The organism is Pseudomonas sp. UBA3149 (assembly GCF_002364655.1).
Taxonomy (GTDB): Bacteria; Pseudomonadota; Gammaproteobacteria; order Pseudomonadales; family Pseudomonadaceae; genus Chryseomonas; species Chryseomonas luteola.
In genome coordinates this window covers 1-21674 of record NZ_DEYV01000003.1, presented here as the reverse complement: position 1 = coordinate 21674, position 21674 = coordinate 1, and the positions used below count along the sequence as shown (strand labels likewise).

Below are 21674 nucleotides of genomic sequence, written 5' to 3'. Positions count from 1 at the left end.
TTAGCGGCCGGCCGGATCCCTGTTGATCAGCACATTGGAGCATGCTGTCCCGTTCACCAGGCATTCCAGGTTACGGAGTGTCACCTCGGAAATCTCGCGTAGCGCTTCGACGGTAAAGAAGCCCTGGTGTCCGGTCACAATTACATTGGGAAAGGTCATCAGCCGCTGGAAGACATCGTCATCAATGATGTCGGATGAGCGATCATGGAAGAAGAGGAAACTTTCCTGCTCATACACATCAATGGCCAGGGCGCCTAACTGACGGCTCTTCAGTGCCTCTATAACAGCGGCCGTGTCCACCAGTCCGCCGCGGGAGGTATTGACGAGCATGGCGCCGGGCTTCATCTCGGCCAAGGTGCGTTCATTGATAATGTGGCGGGTTGCGTCCATCAAGGGGCAGTGCAACGTCACGATGTCCGATTGTGCCAGTAGCATGTCGAGGTCAACGAAATCCCCAAGCGTCTTGAATTCAGGCGCAGGCATGGGATCGTATCCCAGCAGGCGACAGCCAAATCCTTTCAGGATGCGGGCCGTTGCCAAACCGATTTTGCCGGTGCCGATAACCCCGACCGTTTTGCCATGCAGCGTAAACCCCAGCAGCCCCTCCAGCATGAAATTGCCTTCGCGGACGCGGTTATAAGCCCGATGCGTATGCCGGTTAAGCGTAAGGATAAGCGCAATGGTGTGCTCGGCCACTGCTTCGGGTGAATAGGCAGGGACACGCGCAACAAAGAGTCCTAGTCGCTCGGCAGCGTCGAGGTCTACATTATTAAAACCTGCACAACGCAGGAGAATCGCATTGACCCCATATTCCTTGAGTGTTTCGAGAACAGGCGCATCGAGTTGATCGTTGACGAAGGTGCAAATGGCGTCGCTGCCCTGCGCGAGCGCAACGGTTTGAAGCGAGAGCGGGACATTTTGATAGGTGAACTCGAAGTTGTGATGGGCGAAATGGTGTCTATTGGCTTCGTCAAGAAACCGCTGATCGTAGGGCTGGGCGCTGAAAACAGTGATTTTCATGCGATCTCCTCAAGTCACAAAAGAACGAAGTGGTCGTCCCACGTCTGCTACTGCACGGCCAGTATGGCAATGCCCACGTCTGATACAGATACCCCAAGCCTAGACGAAACCGTCTAGGCTGCTACTTCAACATGGGGTTCACTGAGCCTGAGCACCAAAACTGCGAATTGTGCAAACATCCTGAGAAAGCTTGTGCTGGTAAGCCGACTTCCATCAGCGCTACGCTTGCACCGTTTCCCTACTGGTTACCGGCGACGTGACGTCTGTAACCAGCAGGTTGTTTTCCTACATAGTCGATTACGAGCCCGCGCCATGAATGTCATCCTGAACCGTCGAACGTTTTTATTGACTAGCGCTGTGGTGTCTGCGTCTTATTCGCTAGGTACGCTGGCTGGCGCTAATCGGGATGATGCTTCCTTTCAAGATCGGCTGGCTAAGTTGGAGCAGCAGCTGAACGGACGGCTTGGAGTATGCGCCATCGATACCGCAAATGGAGCACAGTTGGGCTATCGCGCCAATGAGCGGTTTGCCATGAACAGCACGTTCAAGGTCATGCTCGCCTCAGCGTTTCTCGCCCGAAGCCAAGACGAACCGGGGCTCCTCGAAGAACGGCTCACGTACACCCGGGCCGATCTGGTCACATACTCTCCCGTGACGGAAAAGCACGTTTCCACTGGGATGACCGTTGCCGAATTGTGCGCCGCAGGCATTCAGTACAGTGATAACACCGCGGCCAATGTGCTCATGAAAAAGCTGGGGGGCCCTGAAGCGGTCACCGCATTTGCCCGTTCGATAGGCGATACGCATTTTCGCCTCGATCGGTGGGAAACCGAACTCAATTCGGCTATTCCGGGAGATCCTCGTGATACGAGTACCCCTCAGGCCATGGCAATGAGCCTGCAACGTCTGGCATTGGGTGACATGCTGGCTGCGGATAAACAGCATCAGTTGCAGGCGTGGTTGAAAGGCAATACCACAGGTGGCAAGCGTATCCGGGCCGGGGTACCGGCTGGCTGGCAGGTAGGCGATAAGACAGGTACGGGTGATTACGGCTCGGCCAACGACGTGGCTATCCTCTGGCCGCCTCGCCGTACACCCGTTGTGCTGGCTCTCTATTCCGCTCTTGAAAACCAGCAGGCGGAAGCGCGCAATGACGTGCTGGCCGATGCGGCGCGCATTGTGGCTGAATGGGTGACAGGCTGATTCCAGCCCATACGCTACGCTCATGCGCAGCGGGTAGTTAAACTGGTGTACAGGAGATAGTATTTCTCCTTTAACTGCTCTTGGGCTAATGATGCCTACGAACCCTATCTAGAAGGGTTCGTAGGCATGTGCCTGTACCTTTCCGCCCACATCAGGAAAGGTCAATCATGTACGTTTCTTTTCCCGCCGTTGTAACCAGTAGCTCTCCTGGCTGCGCGTTGCACTTTTGGCTTGGTGTAACGCTGAATGGAATGTTTCCCTCCTTCCCATTGGAACGCTATTCACGACCGATCTGGGGCTTTGGATCATCGGTACGCTATTCAGAGAATGTCGCACGTGGAGGTGTGATCAATCTTCTAGGCCGGCTTCGCCTGAACCCAAAAGTACATCTGGCGCACAAGATTGCGTCAAATCTCATGAGGCATATCGTGAAAGCTAAATAACTATGACGCTGCTATCACTTTGATTTCAAACGTAGCGCGTATAGTTCTTTCTGGCCTTCCTGCGCTGCGCTGGAGAGGCCTTTACCTCCGCATTCTGTTTACACAGAGGCGGGAAGGGAGACATCAACTCATGCAAGGAAGCTGCTATGAAGGGTGCGATCTTAAAGCCCCGAGGTTTTGCCGTGGCCGCCATAAAGGTAGTGCTGGCTGCTGGATTGTTATCCGCGTTGTCAACGGCCGAAGCAGGCATCGACCTGGTAAGTCTGAACATGTCGGGTGCAAGTTTTGCAGCCGAGGTGCTGCCGGGCGCTAATGGCGTTAACTACATCTTTCCTACGGAGCAGTATTTCAAGGCGTGGAGCGCAAAGGGCATAAAGACCATTCGTTTCCCCATCCTGTGGGAACGTCTGCAGAAAACCACCTACGCATCGTTTGATCCAACTTATGCTGGGCTTGTAACTCAGACGCTGGACTACGCCCATAAGTACAATATGCGGGTTATTCTGGACCTGCATAACTTTGCGCGGTACAAGAATCAGCTGATTGGCAGTCGAAACGTCCCGCTAGACGCGTTTCGTGATGTCACGTATCGAATGGCAATAGCATGGGGAAGTCACCCTGCCTTATTCGCCTATGACGTGATGAATGAACCCTATGCGACGTCGGGTACGGTGGCGTCCATCATGCAGGCGGGTATCGATGGTATTCGCCGCATCGATAATACCCATTACATATTGGTGGAAGGTGAAAACTTCTCTAGTGCCTGGTTATGGTCGTCGTCTTCAAGTGCAGGTCTGCTCTCCGTCAAGGATCCGGCCGACAAGATTCTTTATTCAGCGCATACCTACCTGGACGACAATAACTCTGGCACTTACACCAATCCTCGGGATGCTGGGATGAATGATCCTATGGTTGGTGTCAATCGGGTCAGGCCGTTTGTAGAGTGGTTGAAAGCTAACAACAAGAAAGGTTATCTGGGAGAAATCGGTGTTCCGAACAATAATCCTGCCTGGTTACCTGCGCTCGACAATACTCTCAAGTACCTCGCTGAAAATTGTATCCCTGCTTCTGTCTGGGCTGCCGGGCCAGGATGGGGTGACGACTATGTATTGAGTGTGGAGCCTGTTGACGGCAAGGACCGCATCCAATGGCCGATCTTGCGTAAATACGTGGAGACTAGTAATTCGTGTGTGTCTATTGGGCCACAAAAAGCGGCAAGCCCAACTCCGCCCGTGCCCCAACCCAGGCCTGAGCCGCAACCTCAACCAAAGCCCGTGCCTATTCCACAGCCAGTACCGGCTCCACAACCGCAGCCCGTACCTGAGCCCGCGCCAGTACCTCAGCCTGCACCGGCTCCCCTACCTAAGCCATTCGTTTGTCAGTTTGCACTGACATCATGGCTTCCAATCTGCCAGGCAAAGACAAACACGCACGCCTATTGGTGGCATTGGTAAAGCAGAAGCCCTGGCGAGTAAGGCGCCAGGGCTTGAGCATTAACCTGATCAGCGCTCAGCGTTGGGGCGCTCGATCTTGGCAGGTTCCGTTGACCGGGTTTTCCAGAGTGATACCAGTACGCCACCCGCCAGCAAGCCCAGCGTTACACTCAATGACAAGGCGGCAGGTATTTTGCCAATGATGCCCACCAGGAAGATCTTGCTCCCGATGAACACCAGAACCAACGCCAGCGCATACTTGAGGTAGGCGAAGCGATGAATCAGGGCAGCCAGCGCAAAGTAGAGTGCACGCAAACCCAGGATCGCAAAGATGTTCGAGGTGTAGACAATGAACGGGTCCTGTGTGATCGAGAAGATCGCTGGTACGCTGTCCACCGCAAACACCAGATCAGCACACTCAATCAGAATCAACGCGAGGAACAACGGTGTTGCCCACCAGACTGTGTGACCGGCAGCATTAGGTTTCCTTACAAAGAAGTGCTGCTCGTGCAGCTCATTCGTAACGCGCATCCGTCTGCGCAAGAACTTGACCAGGACGTTATCTTCCAGGTTTGGAGCTTCATCCACCTTGGCGAACAGCATTTTGATGCCGGTGACGACAAGAAATACCCCGAACACATAGAGGATCCAGCTGAACTGATGGATAAGGGCTGCGCCCAGGCCAATCATAAGCGCTCGGAGGACGATTACACCCATGATTCCCCAGAACAGCACCTTGTGCTGATACTGTCGAAAAATACCAAGAAAGCTGAAGATGATCGCCATGACAAACACATTGTCCATGGAGAGCGACTTTTCGATTAGAAAGCCGGTCAGGTAGTCCATGCTGGCGTCACCGCCTTTCTGGAACCATACCCATACGGCAAACAACAGGCCCATGCTGATATAGCCTGCCGAGAGGAATAGACTTTCCTTGATCCCTATCTCGTGATTGTCACGATGCAGAACCCCAAGATCAAGCGTGAGCAGGGTGATGACGACAGCCAGAAATGCAAGCCACAACCATGTGGCCGTACCAAGAAAATCGGCGAACAGAAACGCTTCTAGGGTGTTCATGAGCCCCTCCTTACAGTCGAAGTTGTACCAGCTGTGACTCCGACATGGCGGTAGGAACCGTCAGAGGGGCCCGGCGTCACGCTGATTACGTTAAGTCCTTTCCTGCAGCGTCTCAACTGACAAGTTTGACAAAACGTTGCGACTTTATGAGGGGAACGAGCAAATGCGGGCGAACAGAAAAGGCGGCGTGAAGCCGCCCTTTTCCAAGAGCCCTGACAATGGCCTTATCGCTTGCGAAGATAAACGCGGCTAACGCGTCGCTCGTCAATATCGGTCACGGTGAGACTCCAATCTAGCCATTCCACGCGATCACCTTTGACAGGCAACCGATCCAGCAGGCTCATGACGAGGCCGGCCAGCGTCTGATAGTCCTGAGTAGCCTTGACCTGAAAGCCCAGGCGCTGCCTGAGAACACCCAGCGGAAGTCCACCACTGACGATAAAACCGTCCTTGTCCTTGCGGATATCAGGCACTTCCATTTCGCTGGCGTCTGGTAGATCACCTGCAATGGCCTCAAGCATATCGGTAATGGTCAGCACACCTACGAAATCACCGAATTCGTTGACTACAAACGCGATGTGCGTCGACGCATGGCGAAGCTGCTCCAACGCATGCAAGGCCCCGCAGGTTTCTGGCAATACGATAGGGACATGAATAGCGCTATCGAATGCTACATCGTGTCCTGCCAGCAACTCACGAAGCAGGTCTTTCTTATGAATGAATCCCAGCGGCTCATCAACTTTACCGTCTCGTATGACCGGCAGGCGTGAGTGAGGGGAGTCCATCAGACGCTGGCGATTGTGCTCATCTGTATTGGCAAGGTCAATGTAGTCCACATCGGAGCGTACCGTCATGAGGCTGCGAATCGGCCGTTCGGACAGGTTCAATACACTGCTGATCATAATGCGTTCCTGGCGATGGAAGACGCTTTGATCATGGTCATCATCCAGCAGGTCGGTGATTTCGTCATCCACCTCGTCCGTTTCAAACTTACGCCCGCCCAACAGGCGCATGACCGCATATGCCGTGCGTTCCCTCAAGGGATGGTTTCCGTGCAGCTTCTTACGACGTCGCAGGCGTGCGATCTGATTGAGCAGCTCGATCAGAATCGAGAAGCCAATCGCGGCATACAGGTAGCCCTTCGGAATATGAAAGCCCAAACCATCGGCGGTCAGGCTCAAACCGATCATCATCAAGAAACCCAGGCACAGCATGATGACGGTAGGATGTGCATTGACGAAATGGGTCAGAGGCTTGCTCGCAACGATCATTACCCCGATCGAGACGATCACCGCGATCATCATGATGGAGAGATGGTCGACCATGCCGACCGCGGTAATCACGGAATCCAGCGAGAAGACCGCGTCCAGCACCACGATCTGAGCGACGATAGGCCAGAAAGCCGCGTAGGTTTTGCTGTTTCGTGTCTGAACGACATGTCCTTCAAGGCGTTCATGCAATTCCATCGTGGCTTTGAAGAGCAGGAAAATACCGCCAAACAGCATAATGAGATCGCGCCCGGAAAAGCTCTTGCCAAATACCTCGAACAACGGAGCGGTAAGGGTTACCAGCCACGAAATGCCGGCCAGCAGACCCAGACGCATCAGCATCGCCAGCGACAGGCCGATGATGCGGGCGCGGTCACGTAAGTGAGGCGGCAGTTTGTCTGCCAGAATGGCAATAAACACCAGGTTATCGATGCCTAGGACCAGCTCAAGCACGATCAGCGTGGCAAGCCCCAGCCACGCGGTGGGATCAGCAATCCATTCCATGTGGATCAGGCCTCTATCTGTTGGAAGTTGAATAGCCGACCGTGTGCAGTATCGGTGTGCGCGATGGGATGATCGGGCAGGCACCGTGGCAACGAGAGGGCATTATGAGGTAAACAGAAAGGGCGTAAGGAAGTGGCAACGTGACGCTGAGCAGGGCCGCTCGATATGGAAGGGAAGCGTCGACTGGGAGGTTCGGAGGACGTGTTCATAACACCTTGGATAGAGTGGAAAGCCTAGAGCTTAACCGGGCGATAGACATTTGCCTAAAGCGAAACTATTACAATTTGCTATGGACCAGCAGGGTGAGAAAGGACGCGCCGAAGCGCGTCCTTCGGTATTACAGGAAGTTGAATGGCAATGTGGAAACGAGGCGGATCTCCTTGAAGCTGCCGTCTACCTGATTCTGGCTAGCCTTGTGACGGGTCAGCATCAGGCGGAACTTGCTGTCCTTGATTCGGCCGGACTGGACCTGGTATGTGCCGACCAGCCCGAGTTCGTGGTGGGTTTCCCCGTCCTGTTGTAGTACTTCGGCATAGTTAGCGTAATTGCCACTGCCGGGATTGTAATGCGTACCGTCGATGTCCCAGCCCTTAACGTACCAGATGCCCGTTGTCAGACCCGGAACACCGAAGTAGCTCCAGTCGGTCTCGTACCGGACCTGGGCGGACTTCTCGTTTGGCCCGTTATAGTCCGAAAACATTGAGTTGCCCAAGTAGATCGCAGCGGTCTCGTGGGCATAGTCGAAGTATTCGTTTCCTTCAATCTGCTGATACACGAACGTCAGGCTGTGAGCCTGATGGCTGCCGGTAAGCGCCATGCTCCAGGCAGTATTGTTTATATTGCCAGCCTTCGCATCGCCTTGATCGAGGGTACGATAACCATTGAATGCAGCTTTCCAGCCAAACGTCTTGATATCACCGCCGGTCTTGCTCAATCCCAAGTAATACTGGTTCCAGACGTCTTCAAACTGTGCGCCGTAGAGGCTGATCTCGAACCCGTCCAGCGGCTTGTAGTTACCGCCCAGATAACTCAAATGATCACCAATGACTTCGCGTGTACCGTATTCGGTCGTGAATTTCTCATCGCCTGCACCGGTTCGCGGACTGGCACGGCGGAAGCTGCCGGCTTGAAGCGACAGGTTGTCCCATTCATCGCTGACGATCCCGAAACCGGTAAAGCTGGAAGGCAGAGCGCGGTTGTCGTTATAGCTGACCACAGGTGTATCAATCAGAAAGCGACCGACCTTAAGCTCGGTATTGGACACACGCAAACGGACATCAGCTACCCCTAGCTTTGACCATTCATCGTGGCCATGACCGTCACTGTCTGCCAGCGTACGGTTGCCGCCACCACCGATTCGTCCCTTGCCTCGCTCCAGGTTGATGGCATTGAACCCGGCAACATCGATACCGAACCCCACGGTACCTTGCGTATAACCGGAGCTGTATTTGAGCGCTGTGCCCTGAACCCAGGTATTACGAGTATGAGTGAAGTGACGGGAGCCGTTCTTGGGATAGGTGAAACCGAAACGGTCTTGCCCGATCTCCCGAGCAGCAAAGTTCCGCGTGGTCAGCGTTAGCGTATCGTCTTCAAAAAATCCCTTGGCACCTGCCTGGCCTTTGACCGGCTTCTGTACATTGGGAAGGCTTTGGACTTCATTGATGTAGCTGGGATCATCAGGGGCCGGAGATTGAGCCTGAGCTGCAAGCGAAAGTGCAAGTAGCGAAAGGGTAAAACCGGCGCGGTACAAAGTAGACATCTATTTTCCTTATGATTTTTATAGGAGTTCGAGTGAAACGCCCCATGGTGCTTTTCCTGCTGACAGGCAGAAGGAAAGTGTCCGCGGCGCGGCGCTATACGCTCTGCCAGGACTATTAACGCAACGCTTACGTATTTGCTCTCCCTCAATCGAGACGTACTAGGCCCATGGCTTAGAAACCCGTCTCGCCGAGTCAATTTGAATAAAATGGGTTTCTGCTTCTATTGCGCTTTGCTCACTTCCCGAATGGCGTATCGAGACAGGGCCAAGGCAACCAAGCAGGCCGTTTAACGGCATGGAGATCCATGGAAACAGTTCCAGGATTTCATGCCCGTCGCAGGGCTCTATGCAGAAGCTGTACCTAAGGAAACATGACTGATTAGTCAGGTTTATGTTTGTCCGTTACACATATATTTATGGCGTAAATGCATAAAATCAGGGCAGCTTCGATATCATTAAGCCTGTATACATTTGGTAACAGTCGCTAAACCATTGTTACGCCTGAGAAAGATATTGGTAATGAAATGCGCACCGACTGTGCACAGGTGTGCTCTGTAATGGTGCATGGTTTTTCAAAAGGGTGCTTGGCTGCCGGTAGTTTACTTCTGCTCGTTGCAGCCACACTGAGCATTCCCCTGATTATCTATCCAGCACAACGAGCCAAAACGCCGTATCATTGAGGGTGAGTTTCAACCGGATAGAATCCACATGCTGTCTGCTGTTAAACGCTACCTGGCAGGGGCGTTATCGAACTATTTTCCACGTACCACGGAATACCTGCAGAGCAATGGTGATGGCCCGCTGTCTCATCCCAAGCCAAGCAAGCAGGCGGGCTCGTTGCTGACCAATAAACTCAAGTCCATGGTCACTCGTAAGCCCACCCAGAAAGTCAACCCACGCAAAAAACCTGAAACCGGTGCAAAAGGTTCTCCAAAGCGTGGCAAGCCGGCTCCCACGGCTAAAAAAGCTCAAAGCAAGAGTGCGACTGCGACCAAGCGATCGACGAAGCCGAGCGGACGAGCCAAGAAGCCTCTGGAGTCTGAGCCCAAGGCCCATAGAGCTACCACGGAAGGACTCTATGGGCCTGCGTTACTGTCTATAACCGAGCAGCACGTTCAGGCGATGCATGAGCGCGTAGCCGAAGCCGTCAAAGCAGGAGTGATCCGGGCGCCGTCAGACGAGCAGTGGGGTATGATTGTCAGCCGCAGCCCGGCTACGCGCATCTTTGCAGGTGCAGGGTCGGGCAAGTCCACTACGCTGGTGCTGCGCGTAGTCTTCATGCTGTGCCATCTGGATATCAAGCCCGAACAGCTCACAGTCATATCGTTTACTAACGACTCCTGCGCGCAGCTGCGCGAGCAGCTTATCAAGGTATTGTCCTTCTGGAGGTTCTCTTTTTCAGCTGAGCAGGCGCGCAGCTGCGTACGGACCTTTCATTCGGCGATGGGTATGCTCGCCAAGGACGCATTAGGTGCGCCGGTATGGTTTGAGCAGCTGTCCGATCGCAAAGCATCGGCTACCGAGCTGGACAATCCATTGACAGGCGGCCGTCTTCATCCTGTGCAGTTGGACCTGCTCAAACAGGCCTACCAGCGTGCCTATTCAGACGTCCCGGCGTTCAAGAGGAAGGTCGACAAGCTGTTGAATATCGCTAACGAAAGCGATGAAAGCGAAGGAAACAGGCCCGCTCCACTCAAGCCGTTCAAGCTGGAGGGCGAGTTCGTAGCGGTTCCGCTTTTTGAGGCGTTCTACGTCCAGGCGGGCTTTATCGAAAGCCTGGGACTACGGATAGATCGTCTACAAAGCGATAGCGTGCAGTGTTCCGTTCGCGAGCAGATCTTTATCGAGGCCCTGGGGCTCTTCTGGAAAACGTTTGAAGCCTGTCTGAAAGAGAGGGGCCTGCTGACGTTCAACCGTGCGTTTCAGGAGCTTACCGATCGGCTCAATCGAAACGATCGGAGTATCCGTCCGGAAATGCTAATGCCCTTCAGTCATCTGCTGATCGATGAATTTCAGGACATCTCCCCACAGATCGTATTGTGGCTGCAAGCCGTCCATGGATATCTGGCCCGTCAGAAGCGGGCAATCAGTCTTATGGCGATAGGGGATGACTGGCAATCCATTTATGGCTGGCGAGGAAGCTCTCCCGAACTCTTCATGAACTTCGACCGTCATTTTCCAAGCCAGGGGCGAAACAGAAAAAGTACCGTTCTGACGCTGGCTACCAACTACCGCTCCGTGGAACCCATTATTCGGGACGCTGAGAGAGTATTGGCTGGCGTAGTATTCAAGCAGGAAAAGACCTGCCAGGCCGCCAGGACTGTCAAGCGAGGTGATCATGGCGTGCAGGCGGTTACACGGTTCGATTTCAAGAGTCGCCTGCCGGAAGTGGTAAAGGAGATCGAGACTCAGTGCGCCCACGCTGCAAGTCGAAACTCTTCGGAGCGGACTGCGGTGTTGGTGTTGAGCCGACGCAATGAGACGCTCAAGACTCTTCAAAGCCATCTCGACAAGGCGCTACCTGTTCGCTGCTATACCATTCACCGCGCGAAGGGATTACAGGCTGAAGTAGCCATTGTTGTCGATGATGGAGCCGGTACCTTACCGCATCCGCTGCGCAACGCATTGTATGCAGCGTCTGGTTTTTTTCAGAACACCTATGATCAGGCGATGGCCGATGAGTCATCAAGGCTCTCTTATGTCGCGATCACACGAGGAGTCAGTCGTGTACTCTGGTATACGACCAAATCCAGAGGGCCATGTTGATAGCGGCTAAGCCCTTGAAAAGGAATCTATTTCTCCGATTATCGATTTGGCTGATGATGACTAGTGCTACAAAACATTTCTAGCCTGTTCCTGCGCTGCCTATGGTGAACCTGTCTCTTCCTTGAAGAGCCCACCAGTTAGAGGGTAGCGTCATGACTCATCAATTGTTTCGTAATCCAGTCAATGCCTTGCATATCCACACCAGTTTTGCCGAAAAAGCGGCTTTTCTGCTGGGTACGCAAAAACAGGTGCAGCTTGAAAAGGCGACTGGTACTACTGATCCAGTCCGTTGAAACGGGTGCCATCCCTCGTGCTTGATGCGAGCTGTTGCGTAAGCACAAGGGATGACACATTAACCTAACAGCGATTAGCGCTTTTGATAAAGATCCAAAAAAGCAGTGGAGCCTTGTCTCAAATGTCTGGACAGGCGAACGGGGCCCAACTGCTCATGCTGGCGCTCCTGGGCCAACATTGTTCCGGCTTGTAGATCGCAGCCGTGGATCATGAGTTGGAGCAGGGACTGGGCTGGTGACTGTTTGATAAGTATGTTCATGGGCAGGGACCATGTAAGATTTCGTCCATAGTTACGCTCATGTAGAGCGTCTGGTACTGATTTACATCAAGGCTTGTGCGTGCTGTATACATACCGCTCTTTTCATTTCAGCCTTATTTCACCGCCAGCAATCATGACCTTGGCTATGTAGGTAACCGACGTGCTGTACTACAGACTGCCGTTTGAGCGGAGCGCAGTAGCCTGGGACATGTCAGTCACTTCCGTAGGCCCCACTTGAACGTACCTCCAAGCTAAGCACTCCTTTGCGTCATATGCGAAACCTGGCGACGTATGGATAATCGGCGCTGCCGATCTCCATAACTGGGGGCAGGCTGAGAAACACCTTCTACCTGGGTGACATCACGTGCCGTGATTTATGATGTCCTGCAACACGCAGGTCTGCTTCATTTCCTTGATATGTATCAAGCCTTGGCTTTACAGGCGTATGACGATAGTGGCATCAGGTAGGGGGAGAGCCCCAAGGATCCGCGGCATGAATCGCTATCAACGCCTCCTTCTTGTGGTGGACAACAGCTGTTAGCGGACTGCTGCCTTTATGCGTGCCCAAGCGCCGGCGCAAGCCAGCCGAGCAGCATTGCACCTGGTTATGTTTGATTATGTCGAGGCGAGGCGATTACAGCCCATTGCTGCAGTAACCAACTATTGCAGCCGTGATGAGGTGGATGTGTTGGTAGTTGGTCGTACGGAGCACCATCCCTTGCCCTGGCTGGGAAGTTTTGCCGAGCCACTGCTGGCTGCGCCCCCATGCAGTATTCTGGCCCCTGGGCCGTTCTTCTGTCGATTCCTAGTTCACGCTGTAAGCATTCGTACTCGATCACACCTGGTTAACCGAGTGCAGATCCGAACGCTTACGAGCGGGTACTACTGGCTGCAAGGAAAAGGATAAACTATTTCTGGCCCTTGATTTCCATACTGCCGTATTTGTTCTGCTGATAGATCGTGTAAGGCAATACCAACGTATCCAACACACCAGAAAGCGCCATATCTACCGCAATCAGTGGAACAGCATGTTTTTCCTGAGGTGGGGGATAGATAACGGGCGGAGCGTTGAGTGAGCAGAAATCGTACGCCACGCCGCTATAGACCCGGCTTATGGACTCGCAATAGGTTTTCTGCTGCCTGAGCTTGTAGCTAGTAGTCGCATCGTCTTGGAACACCGTATTGAGGGTTCCACACCCAGTCAGGCTCAGCGCCAGGACGCCAATGGCAATCGTGTCAAGCTTCATGCCTATCGTTCCTTCTATATCAACGTGGCTTGAGCCACTGATCAAGCCAGACAAAAGCGGCTTCCTGTTGCTCCTGCACAAACACGTGGCCAAGTTCGGGCCACAGCTGTGTGGTGAGATTCAGCTCGGCCTGTTGAGAACGCCAGATGCGGTGCACCTTGGCGTAAGCCGCTTCGACCGATTCTGAAGAGAACAGCGTGTCCTTTCCACCGTTGAAAAGCAACAACGGACGGGGTGCAGCAATTCCGGCAACGTCTGGAATATCGAGCCGGGCCGGTATGCCTGGATGCAGCATGTAGTACGATGACTGGCCGCGTAATGTGTTATTCCCCGGCGTCATCAGGCCTTGGTAAGTCCCAAACCAGGAAATGGCAGCAGTTGCCGCAACCTTGTCTGAAAGGGCTGCTAACTGCCAGGCGCGAAAGGCCCCCATGGAGAACCCGACAACGCCGATGCGACGTGCGTCGACCATGGGGAGCGTTGCCAGAAAATCGACCGAGCGCATGTCTTCATAGGCCATTGTTCCGGCAAGGGAACGTCCCAAATTGAAGAAATTGCTGGCAAGCGCCTGTTGCTGTTCGTATGTCACCGGGCCGCGCTCACCCCAACCAAGGGCATCGACCGAAAGCACGACATAGCCCCGCTTGGCCAGCTCATCGCCAGGAAAGCGGCCAGAGAAATATTTGTCGGCCCACTGCTGCGCGGAAGCAGATACTGTTTGATCACCCCATGGTTTGACCATCTTCTCTTTGCCAATATCAAAGCGCGCCCCATGGTCATGCAGCATTAGCACCGCGGGATGAGGGCCGGGCGTATCAGGCAAAAGAAGCAGAGCGTTGACACGACTTTCATCCGTCAGCGTGAACCTGATCTTCTGAGCGCTGTAGCCTGAACGCTGCTGCTGATCAATAACCTGAGCGTTGAAGGCACGCTTTGAATCTGGCGTTAGCAACGCCTCGCGCAGTAGCGTTTGGGCATAGGTACGCCATTTTGAAAAGTGCTTGTAATGACCTGACAGCCAGCTATCTGGATAGGTCATCTTCTGTTTGAGCAGCAGGTAATTGCCGGGAAGTGCGTCGGCCGTAATGGGAGCGGAAGCTGACTGGGCCTGGGCATTTGCCGTTGCGGCAAGGCTGATCCCGCAAAGCACGAGAGATTTCAGAATATTCAAGGTGCGACTCCGGCTGTTGTTGTTATTGAGGCGAGAGTATAGACAGCAGTATGACAACTTAAAAATGGATGGGTCATCTGGCAATCCGGATCTCAGCTGTTCAGGCCGATATCCGATAGGATGAGGCAGGCCGTTACGTTTGCTATCGAGGTGGAATTCTTTCGATAGGGGGCAGGTCTCACACGCATCTCACCTCGACACGGGAACCATAATCCTTGCAGACCCTCCGTCTCACACCCACGGTGGCCACGTTCCTTGTATCATTCCACTCCATTTCCAGGGGCCTGGATAGCGGTTTACGCTATGGCCGGTACGCTCTTGGACTTACAGCCCTATTGATGCTGGCAGGATGTGGAACACACTCTCCGCAGCAGGTAACTGCGCCCAGCCCAACTGAAGTACAAGCCAGGATTGTCAGGCTCATGCCTGGTAGTGTGTCTGAGCGCCAGGGCTGGGCCAGGGATATTTATACGGCGTTCGATGCGCAAAAAATTCCTCCAACGACCGAAAACATCTGTTCCGTATTGGCGGTGACTGAGCAGGAGTCCACGTTTCAGGCAAACCCTCGAGTGCCAGGCATGGGCTCGATTGCGAAAAAGGAAATCGATCGCCGCGCCGGCAAGTTGCATATACCGGCCTTTCTGGTCCGTACCGCATTAAGCCTACGGTCACCCAACGGCAAAACCTATAACGAGCGACTTGCTGCGGCGCATACCGAAAAAGAGCTGAGCGATATCTTTGATGACTTCATTGGCATGGTTCCGCTGGGCAAGACACTCTTTGGCAGCTTCAACCCTGTTGAAACTGGCGGGCCGATGCAGGTCAGCGTAGCGTTCGCTGAGCGCCAATCCAGAGGTTATCCCTATACGATTGACGGATCGATTCGTAACGAGGTCTTTACCCGACGCGGCGGTGTCTATTTCGGGACGGCACACCTGCTTGGCTATCCGGTCAGCTACACCCAACAGATCTACCGATTTGCCGATTACAATGCCGGTTGGTATTCGAGCCGTAATGCTGCGTTTCAGCGGGCAGTGAGCAGTCTGACAGGCGTTTCTCTTGCGCTGGACGGCGATCTGATCCGCTATGGCTCACTGGAGCCGAGTGCAACCGAACTGGCCGTCCGTAAGCTGGGCAAACGACTGGACATGAGTGAACTGGCCATACGACGTGCGCTTGAAAAAGGAGAAACACTCGATTTCGAGGAATCCAAATTGTACACCCGCGTTTTCGAGCTGGCTGAGAAGAAAGCGGGTAAATCGCTACCTCGGGCCATATTGCCAGGCATTACGCTCGAAAGCCCCAAGATTACCCGCAAACTAACCACCGCCTGGTTTGCCAAGCGTGTCGAGGAGCGCTACCAGCGCTGTCTGGCGCGTGCAAAGTAACGTGCAGCATGCCTTGGTTTACCGAGGCGTGCTGTCGTAGCGCAGTTGGGCCTGATCGATCGCCTCCATATTCGCCTCTGCCCACAACCGAAGTGGCTTGAGCGTCTCGGCGAGGGTAACGCCCAGCTCGGTGATACGGTATTCCACGGTGACCGGAACGGTGGGAAATGCCGTACGCAAGACCAGACCGTCCCGCTCGAGCGTTTTCAACGTCTGCGATAACATCTTCTGGGAAAGCCCGCCGATTCGGCGCAATAGCTCATTGAACCTTAGGGGACTTTCCAGCAGAAGATCAAGTATCAGCACCGTCCACTTATCTGCAATTCGATCCAGTATCCGTCGGGTTGGACAGTCAGCGTTAAATGTGTCGGGTGCCAGAGCCGCTTGATTCATTGGCAGTCACCTCAGGGTAACCAAGTGAGAAAAAAGTGCGTTCTTGTCGGAACGTACCGCGTCAATTAACGTGGTTTCCGAAAGTTACTAACTAACGGAAGGGGACTATACATGAAGGTTGCATTAATTGGCGCGTCAGGAAATGCCGGCTCGTGCATTCAGGATGAGTTGATGAAGCGAGGGCATCAAGTGACTGCAATTGCCAGAAATGCCTCTCGTATAAAAAAGGCAGCAGGCGTACTACCGGTAGCGGTCGATGCGAATAACGAAGCTGAATTGACGGGTGTCCTAAAGGGTCATGACGCCGTTATCAGTGCCGTCATGTTTACCAGCAGCAACCCGGAAACTCTTATCTCAGCGGTAAAAAAGGCTGGGATCAGACGTTATCTGGTAGTGGGTGGCGCGGGAAGCCTTGAGGTGGCACCCGGAGTCAGAGTAATCGATACGCCTGATTTCCCAGTGGAATACAAGCCAGAGGCTTCGGCGGGTGCGCTCTTTCTCGAGCGATTACAAAGGGAGCCAGCGCTTGACTGGACATTCCTTTCGCCCTCGGCCGAATTCGTACATGGGCCACGCACTGGGACGTTTCGACTGGGTGAAGACAGCCTACTGGTAGATCAGAAGGGACGGAGCCACATTTCATTCGAAGATTATGCAATCGCCATGGTTGACGAACTGGAGCAAGGCAGGCATCTCCGCAACCGGTTTACCGTTGGGTACTAAAACGAGGACAGAATCGTTACCGTTCGCTTGCTTGTAAGCGGTTGCGCTTATAGATCCCGTGCAACGGCAGAACTTTTGCGACGGAGCTCATGGATGGCATCTTCAATGATGGTGTTCATGAGTTCCTGATTCGCGGCATGACGATTAAGTAGGCTCCGCTCAACCTTGGCAGGCGTTCGCGGGTCGATGAGCGTAATGACAAATACATCGCCGCGACTCTCAAGTGTGTACTTGACCGGTGGATCGAGCGAGGCAAGGCGGTATTTCAAGGCGTTCACTGTCATAAAACCATTCTGTCGTTGTTTTCACTTCGACAGGTACAGCACCGCCGATGTTCCTACCATTCAGCTCGAAAGGCGATGCTAGAGCGCTTGCTTGCTAGCGATTTACAGGCATGGTGAGGGTGAATACCGTCCCGCTGTCTCGGTTGGAATTTACCTTCATATGGCCACCATGGGAGCGGGCAATTTCATTGATGATGTACAGCCCGATACCCAGCCCCTGTTGCAGGTTGGTCTGAAGCGTCGTTCGGCTGGCCCGCCAATACGGTTGGAACAGGCCAGACAGGATGTTTTCAGAAAGAGGCTCGCCATCGTTGTGGACGGATAGCGTCAGTAAACCATTCTCCACCTCTGCACGGATCAGAATAGGGCTCTGCGGATTGCCGTGCTGAATGGCGTTGGCTGTCAGGTTCGACAGAAGCTGCGCCAGGCGGTCGCAATCGCAATAGACCGTCCCCAATGTATTTACCGCGCTTTCAATGCAGCGATCAGGGTAGGTTGCCTGTAGCTCATTGACGACCTGCCGAAGGTGCAGTTCCAGGTTGCCGCGCTCCTCCTTGGCTAGCGGGATGCCGTTACCCAGCTGTCCTCTGGAGAAATCAAAGATGTCTTCCACCATTCGTAGGGCTCGCTGGGCAGAAGCGTGGATCAGTTCGACCAGCGAGCGCTCCTGATCCTCGCGCGGTGTTTTCAGCAGCCGCTGTGCACCCGCACAAATGGAGAACAGTGGATTGCGCAGATCATGGCCAACCAAGGCAAGAAAATGCTCTCGGGATTTGGCCGTCAGCTTTTCATCAAGCAGCTTGCTTTCGGTTTCGATAAGGTTTTCCTGGGTTTCTATTTCCAGCGAAAGCAGATGAGTAAACGAACTCATCATTGCCAAGGTTTTCGTCTCGTCCAGATTCGCGGGCTCTGGATCCAGTGCGCACAACGTGCCGAAGAAACTGCCATCGCGCCGGAAGATGGGAACCGAGATATAACTTTCAAAACCATACTGCTTGGGGGTTGGGTGGCTGCAGTAGCGCGTATCTGCACTGGCGTTATTGATCAGGATCGAGTCCTGGCTTGCATGGACTTCGCGGCACAGTGTTGTGGTGACATCCAGAGGATCGCCTACCTTGAGCCCAAAGCCGATCAGGTCCAATACGGCACAGGTTGTCCAGGAATCTTCAGTTACCCGTGCGATTGCGACAAAACGAAGAAGGGTGCTTTCAGATATGACCTTGAGAATAACACCAACAGCACTGATTCTAGCGATGATGGAAAGATCATTCGCGAGTGTACGCATTATGAGTTATACCTTGAAGCGAGGCGTACTTCACGGCTGCCCCTGACGATAGATCAGGGTAGTGAACGCGATTATCGTTTCGTTGACAACCTTTGGACGTATACAGTTTACACAGGTGAGACTCCTGGCCAGGGAGACGACTTTCAAAGTCGCTTGCCATTGCCGTCTTTTACCCTCGGATGGCTCAAGAGCCGCCTGCATGACACATCCCTGGCTTAGGCGTGCCCGGAGGCTTACACAGTAGGACGCTGTTGAGCGTGAAGCGCTGCCGTATCAGCAGAACGGCGTTCTATAACGACCGTGCCTGTAGCAGGATGGCTGCTGGCTGGAAATGGAAAAAGCGCACGCCCATACAGGTCACGGCAGCAAGCAATGCCTCTCTAACGACATAACCTCGGGCATAGAGAGGCCTCCAGAACACAGCCGTGTTCAGATTTCACCTTCCCAATAGTCCAAGTTGGCCTCGGTCCTCTGTAGGGCGCGAAACGCCTTGATTCCCTTGGCACTGGCAGTCGCAAGGTACTTACCCGAATCTGGATACTCCACGACTTCGGGCGACTCTTTCGTGCTGATTGACAGGTATTTCAACTCAGCGTGAGACGTATTGATGATCTGATGTGGATAGTCAGGGCCGGCGGGAATAAAAAGCACATCGCCGGCCTGTATCGGCACATGCTCGCCTGCTACCCGCAACGTACCCGTGCCCTCCAGAATGAGAAATGCCTCCTCCTGAGCATGGTGAAAATGATAGGGACATGAGCGCTTGCCTGGCGGAACGATATCCAGCGAAAAACCAAGCTTTTGTGCGGCTGTTCCTTCAGAAAGGCTGCCGCTCTGACTTTCAAACAAAGGGCCGTAGGTTTCATGCGTCAGCGACGCATTGTTCAGGTTGCGAATAAGCGCTTGAGCCAGTACGGCTGCCTTGTTGGAGGGAATTGTTGTCATGGCTGCGAGATCCGTGGGGCGTCTGGTTATGCAGCATAGACAATCATAGAGCGATGACGGATTCCGTTTTTGCTCCTTTGTGCAAGCGATACCATGAAGTGCGATAGCTAACCGCGTCAGCGATCAATGGTGACGATCGTATAGGAAGCAGTAATGTAAATCTCATTCCTCTTCCGGCACCAACTTGCGGCGCGCAAACAGGCTTTCCAGAATCTTGTTCAACAGCACGACCAGCGCAATAAACACCAGGAAATAAACAACAACATTGTCAGTACCCATAAGCCTGGAAAGCTTACCGGCAATCATTGCAGACAGCGCCAATACACAGACGAAGCGAATGCCCAGTACTAATGCAGACGTGTACTCATGAACCACATTGTCAGGTTTCACGGGGCGATCACTCGTTTCCATAGTCCAACTACCTGGCAAGTCTGATTGCTTGCCTGGCTACTTTAATAGCATTGCAACGATGCTTTTCCGAGCATCATCCTCCGAACGATCACTTATGGCCGATAGGCGCCAATTACAACGGTGATTGATACGCTTGATGCTGGGCCCGTCAGAAAACCGGCGTGATCTGAAGAAGGAGAGATCTTAACAAAGGAAGTTGGCTTCGCCTGATGAAGAGTGGTCAAGTGAGATGAGTTATTGGAGCGGAAGCAATGATAACGAGGTTTGCTGGAGCATGCAGGGCTTAGTGCTGCCCGCTGTCCCTGAGTTACTGACCCTGCAAAAGTATGCTCCGCTCCTTCCAGTTCTTAGCCAGTTGCCGTTGAAAGCTTGCTAGTAAAGAGCGCTTGGTTTTCATTCCGTGGCAAGGCGGGTGTTCGGTTGTAAGGATAAGGCTTCTCTGTATATCAAACCTTATCAGTCGAAAAGAAAAGGGCGTTATCCGATAAAGCAGAAGCTTTAAGCTTGAGGCAGCTTTCCTCTCACGAATCGCATCATGAGGAAGAGGTGGCTAACGTTATATTAAGCGGATAAAGGCTTTTAACACGGCAAACTACAGAAAATGAAGCATACCGATAACGCCTCATACGCTTAAAACTCCACGTCAGTATCGTCACGCTCATCTTCAGCGCTACGTGCTTCCAGATCACCTAACCAGTCCCAATCACTGGTGCGCTCGGGTTTACTCAGCAGCCATTCTATAAAAGCATTCAATAGTAGGTTCACCTAGCTGTATTTATGAACGTGTTGGTTCATTTAAAGACAGTAACTACAAGGATGCCTGATTATTACGCTTATAAATGCTTTCATTATGTTTCAAGGGCTTATGATGAACCGAATCAATTGCTATGCAGGACAACGATTAAGTTCCAGAGCCTCTTGGCGAAAGAGGCTCTGGAGGCATAGCTCCGATTAGTTGGCTAGCGCCGCCAATGTCTTGGGATAACCTACGGTCGATCCATTTACCGGAGCGCCCTCGAGATAAACCCCAAGGTTTTTACCTGCCTGGACATAGGTAATCTTGCGAACCTCGCCATTGGCAAGGCGTACAGATTTTCCTACCTTGAATGCCGCCTGGTTGGTTGAGGTGCCAGGAATCGAGAAGCCAGCCTTCTTGCGGTACACACCGTTGAGCCAGTCAGCATTGGTAAAGTCATTGATCGGGCTTGTGGCGAGTACTGCCGATACCAACGCCAGCTTATTAGGATAGCCTACGATCGATCCATTTACCGGAGCGCCTTCCAGGTACACCGCCATATTGGTACCGATCTGGACAGCAGAGATCTTTCTGACCTCTCCGTTAGCAAGTCGCACCGAAGCACCTACTATGAAGGCAGCCTTATTAGCGGCCGTAGCAGGGATCGAGAAACCGGCTTTCTTGCGATAAACACCATTGAGCCAATCGGCGTTAGTAAAGTTGTTGATTACACTACTAACTGCACCGTCTACTCCAGCAACAGGTGTGGTGGTTATTGGAGTTGCTGCCGGTGGTACCGAAGTCGACGGTGCTGTGGAAGAGCCAGTACCCGTAGACGGTGTGGTCGCAACCGGAGTTGTACCCACAGACGGAGTGGATGGCGTTGGCGTCGTGGAGGCGCCTGCCTTCTTCGGGCCTATTTCCGTACAGCTGGTGTTATCCATGTATTTCTTGAGCGTCGGCCACTGCGGGCGATCCTGCCCATTTACCGGCTCAACCGACATGAAATAATTGCCCCAGCCCGGACCTGCCGCCCAGTAGGATGCCGGTACGCAATTCTCTTTC

20 protein-coding genes, 1 pseudogene and 1 riboswitch are annotated in these 21674 nt (G+C 53.3%); of the genes and pseudogenes, 7 read left to right on the top strand and 14 right to left on the bottom strand.

Annotated features, from left to right (window positions below):
- Positions 1-1020, bottom strand: coding sequence for a 2-hydroxyacid dehydrogenase (locus B3729_RS01080; protein WP_010798608.1), 1020 nt, complete (start codon positions 1018-1020; stop codon positions 1-3).
- A 312-nt stretch (positions 1021-1332) separates the two neighbouring features.
- Here B3729_RS01080 and B3729_RS01075 point away from each other — a divergent pair, with 312 nt between their 5' ends.
- A complete protein-coding gene (locus tag B3729_RS01075; protein ID WP_063860828.1) occupies positions 1333-2223 on the top strand; it encodes a class A beta-lactamase LUT-2 in 891 nt (296 codons plus the stop codon).
- Positions 2224-2266: 43 nt separating this feature from the next.
- Positions 2267-2328: riboswitch (Fluoride riboswitch) on the top strand.
- Positions 2329-2812: 484 nt separating this feature from the next.
- Positions 2813-4120 carry a glycoside hydrolase family 5 protein gene (locus B3729_RS01070; RefSeq protein WP_286786800.1) on the top strand — a complete coding sequence of 436 codons (1308 nt, stop codon included), beginning with the start codon at positions 2813-2815 and terminating at the stop codon, positions 4118-4120.
- A 48-nt stretch (positions 4121-4168) separates the two neighbouring features.
- Here the strand turns inward: B3729_RS01070 and B3729_RS01065 are convergent, their stop codons facing one another.
- The 3 genes from B3729_RS01065 to B3729_RS01055 all read right to left on the bottom strand — a co-directional run bounded on the left by B3729_RS01065 (position 4169) and on the right by B3729_RS01055 (position 8707).
- Positions 4169-5176 (bottom strand): TerC family protein, encoded by a 1008-nt coding sequence (locus B3729_RS01065; RefSeq protein WP_286786799.1) that lies wholly within the window; start codon positions 5174-5176, stop codon positions 4169-4171.
- Between the two features lie 224 nt (positions 5177-5400).
- Positions 5401-6948 carry a TerC family protein gene (locus B3729_RS01060; protein ID WP_286786798.1) on the bottom strand — a complete coding sequence of 516 codons (1548 nt, stop codon included), beginning with the start codon at positions 6946-6948 and terminating at the stop codon, positions 5401-5403.
- A gap of 337 nt (positions 6949-7285) precedes the next feature.
- The gene (locus tag B3729_RS01055) at positions 7286-8707 is read right to left on the bottom strand and encodes an OprD family outer membrane porin (protein WP_125889157.1); all 1422 of its coding nucleotides are present in this window, start codon (positions 8705-8707) and stop codon (positions 7286-7288) included.
- 708 nt (positions 8708-9415) lie between these two features.
- Here B3729_RS01055 and B3729_RS01050 point away from each other — a divergent pair.
- Both B3729_RS01050 and B3729_RS01045 read left to right on the top strand, forming a co-directional pair.
- Positions 9416-11473, top strand: coding sequence for a UvrD-helicase domain-containing protein (locus tag B3729_RS01050; RefSeq protein ID WP_286786797.1), 2058 nt, complete (start codon positions 9416-9418; stop codon positions 11471-11473).
- 152 nt (positions 11474-11625) lie between these two features.
- Positions 11626-11766 (top strand): hypothetical protein, encoded by a 141-nt coding sequence (locus B3729_RS01045; RefSeq protein WP_286786796.1) that lies wholly within the window; start codon positions 11626-11628, stop codon positions 11764-11766.
- Between the two features lie 74 nt (positions 11767-11840).
- Here the strand turns inward: B3729_RS01045 and B3729_RS01040 are convergent, their stop codons facing one another.
- The gene (locus tag B3729_RS01040) at positions 11841-12026 is read right to left on the bottom strand and encodes a hypothetical protein (RefSeq protein WP_037031074.1); all 186 of its coding nucleotides are present in this window, start codon (positions 12024-12026) and stop codon (positions 11841-11843) included.
- A 556-nt stretch (positions 12027-12582) separates the two neighbouring features.
- On the opposite strand from B3729_RS01040, the gene B3729_RS01035 reads away from it, so the two are divergent.
- Positions 12583-12933: a hypothetical protein gene (locus tag B3729_RS01035; protein WP_286786795.1), complete on the top strand. Its 351-nt coding sequence runs from the start codon at positions 12583-12585 to the stop codon at positions 12931-12933.
- Between the two features lies 1 nt (position 12934).
- On the opposite strand, the gene B3729_RS01030 is transcribed toward B3729_RS01035, so the two are convergent.
- Both B3729_RS01030 and B3729_RS01025 read right to left on the bottom strand, forming a co-directional pair.
- Positions 12935-13273, bottom strand: a complete 339-nt coding sequence (locus B3729_RS01030; RefSeq protein WP_010798598.1) for a YceK/YidQ family lipoprotein — start codon at positions 13271-13273, stop codon at positions 12935-12937.
- A gap of 19 nt (positions 13274-13292) precedes the next feature.
- Entirely contained in the window at positions 13293-14444 is a 1152-nt protein-coding gene (locus B3729_RS01025; RefSeq protein WP_010798597.1) for a dienelactone hydrolase family protein, read from the bottom strand.
- A gap of 338 nt (positions 14445-14782) precedes the next feature.
- Here B3729_RS01025 and B3729_RS01020 point away from each other — a divergent pair, with 338 nt between their 5' ends.
- Complete coding sequence (locus B3729_RS01020) at positions 14783-15832, top strand: DUF1615 domain-containing protein (protein WP_286786864.1); 1050 nt, start codon at positions 14783-14785, stop codon at positions 15830-15832.
- 18 nt (positions 15833-15850) lie between these two features.
- Here the strand turns inward: B3729_RS01020 and B3729_RS01015 are convergent, their stop codons facing one another.
- A complete protein-coding gene (locus B3729_RS01015; protein ID WP_286786794.1) occupies positions 15851-16225 on the bottom strand; it encodes a winged helix-turn-helix transcriptional regulator in 375 nt (124 codons plus the stop codon).
- Positions 16226-16336: 111 nt separating this feature from the next.
- Here B3729_RS01015 and B3729_RS01010 point away from each other — a divergent pair, with 111 nt between their 5' ends.
- Entirely contained in the window at positions 16337-16948 is a 612-nt protein-coding gene (locus B3729_RS01010) for an NAD(P)-dependent oxidoreductase (RefSeq protein WP_286786793.1), read from the top strand.
- 47 nt (positions 16949-16995) lie between these two features.
- Here B3729_RS01010 and B3729_RS01005 read toward each other — a convergent pair whose 3' ends face one another.
- The 6 genes and pseudogenes from B3729_RS01005 to B3729_RS00980 form a co-directional block, all read right to left on the bottom strand.
- Positions 16996-17232, bottom strand: a complete 237-nt coding sequence (locus B3729_RS01005; protein ID WP_010798593.1) for a hypothetical protein — start codon at positions 17230-17232, stop codon at positions 16996-16998.
- Between the two features lie 94 nt (positions 17233-17326).
- Positions 17327-18517, bottom strand: coding sequence for a GAF domain-containing sensor histidine kinase (locus tag B3729_RS01000; protein ID WP_312126008.1), 1191 nt, complete (start codon positions 18515-18517; stop codon positions 17327-17329).
- Positions 18518-18946: 429 nt separating this feature from the next.
- Positions 18947-19462 carry a cupin domain-containing protein gene (locus tag B3729_RS00995; protein WP_010798590.1) on the bottom strand — a complete coding sequence of 172 codons (516 nt, stop codon included), beginning with the start codon at positions 19460-19462 and terminating at the stop codon, positions 18947-18949.
- A 162-nt stretch (positions 19463-19624) separates the two neighbouring features.
- The gene (locus tag B3729_RS00990) at positions 19625-19873 is read right to left on the bottom strand and encodes a hypothetical protein (RefSeq protein WP_010798589.1); all 249 of its coding nucleotides are present in this window, start codon (positions 19871-19873) and stop codon (positions 19625-19627) included.
- A 630-nt stretch (positions 19874-20503) separates the two neighbouring features.
- Positions 20504-20626: a hypothetical protein gene (locus tag B3729_RS00985; RefSeq protein WP_256205735.1), complete on the bottom strand. Its 123-nt coding sequence runs from the start codon at positions 20624-20626 to the stop codon at positions 20504-20506.
- Positions 20627-20824: 198 nt separating this feature from the next.
- Positions 20825-21674, bottom strand: a pseudogene (locus tag B3729_RS00980) (glycoside hydrolase family 5 protein); the annotation flags it as partial.

Bases quoted from the DNA above. Each gene is read 5' to 3' on its own strand.
- B3729_RS01055 (WP_125889157.1), bottom strand. From the start codon at position 8,707: ATGTCTACTTTGTACCGCGCCGGTTTTACCCTTTCGCTACTTGCACTT.
- B3729_RS00990 (WP_010798589.1), bottom strand. From the start codon at position 19,873: ATGGAAACGAGTGATCGCCCCGTGAAACCTGACAATGTGGTTCATGAG.
- B3729_RS01015 (WP_286786794.1), bottom strand. From the start codon at position 16,225: ATGAATCAAGCGGCTCTGGCACCCGACACATTTAACGCTGACTGTCCA.
- B3729_RS01030 (WP_010798598.1), bottom strand. From the start codon at position 13,273: ATGAAGCTTGACACGATTGCCATTGGCGTCCTGGCGCTGAGCCTGACT.
- B3729_RS01070 (WP_286786800.1), top strand. From the start codon at position 2,813: ATGAAGGGTGCGATCTTAAAGCCCCGAGGTTTTGCCGTGGCCGCCATA.
- B3729_RS00995 (WP_010798590.1), bottom strand. From the start codon at position 19,462: ATGACAACAATTCCCTCCAACAAGGCAGCCGTACTGGCTCAAGCGCTT.
- B3729_RS01065 (WP_286786799.1), bottom strand. From the start codon at position 5,176: ATGAACACCCTAGAAGCGTTTCTGTTCGCCGATTTTCTTGGTACGGCC.
- B3729_RS01040 (WP_037031074.1), bottom strand. From the start codon at position 12,026: ATGAACATACTTATCAAACAGTCACCAGCCCAGTCCCTGCTCCAACTC.
- B3729_RS01000 (WP_312126008.1), bottom strand. From the start codon at position 18,517: ATGCGTACACTCGCGAATGATCTTTCCATCATCGCTAGAATCAGTGCT.
- B3729_RS01050 (WP_286786797.1), top strand. From the start codon at position 9,416: ATGCTGTCTGCTGTTAAACGCTACCTGGCAGGGGCGTTATCGAACTAT.
- B3729_RS01010 (WP_286786793.1), top strand. From the start codon at position 16,337: ATGAAGGTTGCATTAATTGGCGCGTCAGGAAATGCCGGCTCGTGCATT.
- B3729_RS01075 (WP_063860828.1), top strand. From the start codon at position 1,333: ATGAATGTCATCCTGAACCGTCGAACGTTTTTATTGACTAGCGCTGTG.
- B3729_RS01005 (WP_010798593.1), bottom strand. From the start codon at position 17,232: ATGACAGTGAACGCCTTGAAATACCGCCTTGCCTCGCTCGATCCACCG.
- B3729_RS01020 (WP_286786864.1), top strand. From the start codon at position 14,783: ATGCTGGCAGGATGTGGAACACACTCTCCGCAGCAGGTAACTGCGCCC.
- B3729_RS01080 (WP_010798608.1), bottom strand. From the start codon at position 1,020: ATGAAAATCACTGTTTTCAGCGCCCAGCCCTACGATCAGCGGTTTCTT.
- B3729_RS01045 (WP_286786796.1), top strand. From the start codon at position 11,626: ATGACTCATCAATTGTTTCGTAATCCAGTCAATGCCTTGCATATCCAC.
- B3729_RS01035 (WP_286786795.1), top strand. From the start codon at position 12,583: ATGCGTGCCCAAGCGCCGGCGCAAGCCAGCCGAGCAGCATTGCACCTG.
- B3729_RS01060 (WP_286786798.1), bottom strand. From the start codon at position 6,948: ATGGAATGGATTGCTGATCCCACCGCGTGGCTGGGGCTTGCCACGCTG.